General features: G+C 61.9%; 5 protein-coding genes. All 5 read left to right on the top strand.

The annotated features are described in order from the left end of the window. Positions 1-1,203: type VI secretion system protein TssA (gene tssA, locus AC1D1X_RS14660; RefSeq protein ID WP_477698534.1), on the top strand; the 1,203-nt coding region annotated here is incomplete at its 5' end. Beyond that, positions 1,200-3,359: a GNAT family N-acetyltransferase gene (locus AC1D1X_RS14655; protein WP_477698533.1), complete on the top strand. Its 2,160-nt coding sequence runs from the start codon at positions 1,200-1,202 to the stop codon at positions 3,357-3,359. The genes tssA and AC1D1X_RS14655, both read left to right, overlap by 4 nt. Before the next feature lie 29 nt (positions 3,360-3,388). Further along, positions 3,389-3,637, top strand: coding sequence for a hypothetical protein (locus AC1D1X_RS14650; RefSeq protein WP_477669971.1), 249 nt, complete (start codon positions 3,389-3,391; stop codon positions 3,635-3,637). A gap of 13 nt (positions 3,638-3,650) precedes the next feature. Continuing rightward, a complete protein-coding gene (locus AC1D1X_RS14645; protein ID WP_477669970.1) occupies positions 3,651-4,322 on the top strand; it encodes a hypothetical protein in 672 nt (223 codons plus the stop codon). A gap of 52 nt (positions 4,323-4,374) precedes the next feature. After that, positions 4,375-5,043, top strand: a complete 669-nt coding sequence (locus tag AC1D1X_RS14640) for a hypothetical protein (protein ID WP_477669969.1) — start codon at positions 4,375-4,377, stop codon at positions 5,041-5,043. Positions 5,044-5,489 lie beyond the last annotated feature (446 nt).

Here is a 5,489-nt window from a genome sequence, read left to right as displayed (position 1 = left end):
GGTCTGGCCGGGACCTTTCCCCAAGTCTGCACCGCAGCGGCAAGATGTTTCCACGCAAAAGCGAGCAAAACCATGAACACTGAATTGATGACCCGATCACAGCGTTACTTCGGCGAACGGCTTGGATGTTCGCTCGAGACCCTGCTCGACCCGATCGACGCGGGCAATCCCGCCGGTTATTCGGTCAAAGGCAATGGTGTCTACAACACCATCCAGAACGCCAGACGCGAGGACGATGCGAGTTTGCCGTTGGGTCCGTGGGAGCACAAGCTCAAGCGAGCGGACTGGCCAGTGGTGAGCCGTGTCGCCACCGAGGCCCTTTGTTCCAAATCCAAGGACCTGCAGGTCGCTGCCTGGCTGCTTGAGGCCGAAGTGAACCAGCATGGGTTTTCTGCGATAGCTCCCAGCCTTTTGCTGCTTGATGGCTTGTTGCGTGATTACTGGGACGATCTCTACCCCCAGGACGCTGATTCCGGCGGCGAACACCGAGCCAACATCCTGCGTTCGCTCAACAACCGTTTGCCGTTTGTGCTCAAGCAGCTCGCCATGACTTCAACGGGCATGCATCGCAATTACAACCTCGCCGATTGGGAAGTTGCCATGCACCGCGAACGACTGGCCCCGGCCGCCGCGGCCGCAGCTAGCAGCGCTGATGAGGAGGAGCATGCCAGCACGGAAACGATCACTGCAGCGATGGCCGCGACGCCCCTGGCCTGGTATCAGGCGCTGCACCAGCAGTTGAATGATGCGCTGGGAGCGATGCAACTGCTCAGGGACAGCATCGACCGCCATTTCGCGGTGGACGGACCGAGTCTGTCGGCGCTGGCCGGCTTGCTGGCTCAACTGCACGCATTGGCCGAATCTGAGCTGCAGCGGCGCGGGATAAAGCTGGCGACGGTGAGCGGGGATTCCGAGCCGGGGCCTGGCACCGTTGCGGGGTCCGACGAAACGGTCATTGTGGGTGACCAGATGTGGGCCATCGATGACCGGCGCCAGGTTTACGCAATGTTGGAGCAACTGGTGGAGGCGTTGCTGAAGATGGATCCGCACAGCCCGGCGCCTTACCTGATACGCCGTGCGATCGAATGGGGACGGCTCAACACCGCAGAGCTCTACAAGGAAGTGTTTATCCGTCTTGGCGGCCAACTCAATATCTTCGAATTGGTAGGGCTTGAAACACCCGCAGCGCGGGAGGAAACATGATCGCATCATCTGAACCCCAAGGGCTTCTCGTACCGGTTTCCCTGGGGACTGATCCGTCGACCCCGTCAGTGGCGATGGATATCGCCGCTTCGGTCTGGAAAAACCTTTGCGAACTGCCGTCCCTTCTATTTAAGGAGCGTTCGGGCATTGCTGCCGCCCTGACCGGCCCGCGCTTGGGGCGCGCCTGGGCGCGTGCCGTAGTTATGTACTGGAGCAGGCTTGAACGCCTGGGCAGCCTGGATTTGTCGCAACCACTCTACATCCTGAACGTGGGTCCGGATGACGGCGCCCTGGCTGCGATGGTGTTGACCACTTTGCGCGATGAGATGCATGCCTGCGGCATGCTCGGCTGGCCCGTCCGGTATGTGCTGTGCCCGCTGGCCGGTGAAGAACCGGCACTGGCGCTGCTCAAACAGCCGGCACTTCAGCCTTTTGTCGCGCGCGGCTGGCTTGACCAGGCGAGCTGGCAGGCTCGGCGCGGCCACCCGCTTTTGCTCGGTGCGAACCGCTTTGCCCTGTTCGGGTCACGCAACCCGGTGGTCGCGATGACGGCAGGCGGGTTCTCCGCATTGCCGGCAGAACTGTACGGTGTGCACTACGGCGAACTATTGCAGGCGCGGGTTCAGGCGCAGCCAGGCAGCGAAGGCCGTTTTGCGCTGGTTTCCGAATGGCAGGCTTTGGCGGAGGATGAGCTTGCCTCAGCCGCTTCCGCGCTGCTGGGCCATTACCGCGCCAGCCTGATCAGTGCCACTGTTCTGCTTTCAAACGCCGCACTGTCCCTGCTGGATGCGCTTGCCGATTTTTCTGCCGGACGCTATTTGCTGCTGGCGGCAGACCAGGGAGTCGCCGATGAGCGGCAGATCAGGCTTAACTGCATGGCGCTTCCTGAACAACTCGCTCCTGGTGAACTGGGACTGCCGGTCAATTTCCATGCGCTTGGCATGCATCAGGAAAGCGCCGGCGCACATGTTGCGCATCTGGAGTGGGGCGCATCGGGATGCATTCAGCATATGGCCTGCCGCGACGATGCCATCGGCATGGATGCCGCAAGCTGGAGCAGTCTGGTCGAGACGGTAGATGAAGACCATCCAGCGGAGCGCTGGTGGCACGGGGCTCCCCACAGTCCTGTGGAGAGCGTTGACGAAATCAATTTTCGCCTTCGCTGCTCGGGTCATGATCCCTGGGCTCTCCAATCCATCCTCGACAGCCTTGATCTTCGCCTGCTGGACGCTGCGGACGAAGGTGCACTGCAAACACTGCACCGCAGCCTGACACGCACGTGGCAGCACATGACACAGCGTCAGCGTTGTGATGCCGGGACAGGCCTGGCACGCCTGCTGGTGCATGTGGGTCAGTGGGCGCTGGCGCGTGATGTGCTCGCCGAAACTCCCGACAGCGATTCGCCGACGGCTTCTCGCATCGATCAGCTGCTGCTGCGTGCGCGGCTGGAGGCGGAAACCGGGCGCAGCGCCACTGCATTGCGCGTCGTACGGGAATGTCTGCGCCTGGATGCCGGTCATCCTGAGGCACAAGGCATGCATGAGCTGCTGGAGCGCCGGCTGGCCAATTGGCAGGCCAGCAACTGGTATGAAGCCGACGCGCTGCGCGACGATGAGCTCTCGCTCGAGCCACTTGATGTCCTGCATATCCCGGCATGGCTGCATCAATACCGGGACCCGAACATCGCCGTGGTGGCCGGATTGCCGCCAATTACGTGTGAAGCAGAGGCGCAAACCTATCTTGCCCATGTAGGCGGCAGCGAGGGGACCGAATATGCAGTGGTTCACCGGAATTTAGGTTTTGTCGGTGCCGTCGGTTTGCGCCGCGAGGCCGATATGGCGCATATCCATTTCTGGATAGGTGTCGAGCATCAAGGCACTGGCTTTGGTGCGCGTGCGGTGCGGCTGCTGACGGCAAGCCTCGCCGGTGGCCCGGTGCGGCACCTGTTCACCTCGGTACACGAGGGCAACACGCGCTCGCACCGGCTGCTTGAAAAAGCCGGTTTTGACACGCTCGGGCACGAGTCGCGCGGCGACGATGTGGGTTACCGGTTCATGCACCTCGCGCTGCCTGGCRCGCTTGCCTGCACTCACGACGAACTCGAGCGCCGGCTCGCGGCCGTGTGCGAATGCATCGGGGAGCCGCTGGTGCGTTGACTCTGTTTTCAACCGAAGGAGAAGAAACCATGGAATGCAAAGGAAGGGTTGGAGAGATCGGCAAAAGCAAGCTCGAACCGGCGCGAAGCTGTCACCCGAAAGTCAAGCAGCCCAAGCTCGAGATCGGTAGCCATGCGCGGCAATTGACCTGCAAGAAGGCGTCATCGGGCGCATTGGTGGAGGTCGACCATATGAGCCCCGGCTCGTTGCATCAGGCAATCGGTTACTCGATGAAGGGCGGCGCCGCCTGGACCTTCCTGAAGCATTTTCAACCCTAACTGGAGATCGACCATGGCAGCCAGCCGCAAACGCAAAGCCGACCAGATCAGCAAGGACCTGCTTGGTCCTGCTCCTAGCAACTTCCCGCCGATCAAACGCGTGAAGCAGGAGCTCGGCACGTACACGCAGCAGTCGACTTATAAAAAAACACCGTCGAAAGCGTCGGTCGAGGTCGACCATATGAGTCCCGACTCGCTGCACCAGGCCCTTGGCAGCTCGCGCAAGAGCGGTGGCGGTGCATCGTTGAGCAAGCGGCTGCCGGCCGCTGCGATGAACAAGACCCAGCACAGGCGCAAGCTCACAACCGGTAGCGGCAACGCGGTCGAGGCGCATCGGGCCTATCTGCTCAATGCGCATCACGGGCAGGTACCGTTCGCCGGCCCCATGAACACAACCCAGGACCACTACGCGGCGGCGCTTGAGGTCGAGTTCCGTTCGACCGCGACGCCGTCCACCTTGTTCGGTCAACCGACGATTCACGATCCGCGGCCGTTCGATAAGCCGTCGCAGCAGGGAGTGGTGTCGAAACTCGATGCCGAATGGGGTATGGACCGGCAGCTCGACATGCTCAAGCGCATCCAGAACACCGGGCACATCACGGGCGAGCACGAACAGCACCTGATGGATGTGGTGACCGAGCAGCGTAGTGAACTGGCTGATCTCTATAAAACGCACGGCTTTTGACACGTGGCGCGGATAACCCCGCGTTTTTTCTTAACCCACCAGGAGTTTGACCATGGCATCGAGACGGTACACAGCGGACCAGACCGCCAAGGACAGGCTGGGCCCGGCGCCCAGCAATTATGGGCCGATACGCGGCCCCAAAAAAGTCATCGGCACGCACGCGCAGCAGTCGGTCTACAAAAAGACCCCATCGAAGGCACCGGTTGAGGTCGACCACATGAGTCCCGACTCCCTGCACCAGGCAGCCGGCAGTTCGAGGAAAAGCGGCGCCGGTGCTTCTCTGAGCAAACGCCTGCCGGCTTCGGCGATGAATAAAACGCAACACCGGCGCAAGCTCACGACCGGAAGCGGTGCAGTGGTCGAGCACCACCGCGCCTACCTGCTGAACGCTCATCATGGCCAGGTACCKTTCGCCGGCCCSATGGGCACGACSCAGGACCACTACGCGGCAACGCTTGAGGTCGAGTTCCGGTCAACAGCCACACCCGCGACGCTCTTCGGCAAACCGACGATTCACGATGCCCGTCCCTTCGATAACCCTTCGCAGCAGGGCGTGGTGCCTAAAAAGGACGCAGAGTGGGGTATGGACCGCCAGCTTGAGATGCTCACGCGCATCCGGAGCACCGGACATATCGATGCCACGCATGAAAACCATCTGAAGGACGTTGTCACCGAACAGCGCGCCGGCCTCGCCGACATGTACAAGCAGGCAGGAAAATGAGAGCGCGCATCGCGCCGGGCAGGTAAAGCATGGTATGGGCCAGGATGGCGCGTCGCGCCAATTTTGCGAGGGACGCCGCCTTCAAGCCGTCGACACGTCGCTATCTCGGCTCGCTGCCTGCTGCCGCCGTTGGCGCTGGCGCGGCGCGACTCCCCGGCTTGACCTCAGCAGCCTGCGCGAAATGGCCAATGACAAGACCCTGACCGAACCGCCGCTGAGCCCTGTCCGGTGGGTGGCTGGCCCGGGCTTCACATTCTGAACCTGAAAGGAAACATCATGCTACTCAGAAAGAAAAATGCCTCTGCGCAAAACCCGGGTCCGCAGCAGGGCGTGGGCGTGCCGCCAGCCGTGAAACCACCGACAAAGACCCAGCTGGCGGTCAAGCAGCGAGCGGCGCAGGGCCGAGCGCCGCTCGACCATTGGGACATGTTTGCCAACGTTATGGC

The sequence above is a fragment of the Polaromonas sp. P1_G4 genome (assembly GCF_056405475.1).
The sequence above is the reverse complement of the archived record's forward strand: the minus strand, read 5'-3'. Positions and strand labels throughout refer to the sequence as shown.

Excerpts from the sequence above, each read along its gene's own strand:
- AC1D1X_RS14650 (WP_477669971.1), top strand. The coding sequence starts at position 3,389 with ATGGAATGCAAAGGAAGGGTTGGAGAGATCGGCAAAAGCAAGCTCGAA.
- AC1D1X_RS14645 (WP_477669970.1), top strand. The coding sequence starts at position 3,651 with ATGGCAGCCAGCCGCAAACGCAAAGCCGACCAGATCAGCAAGGACCTG.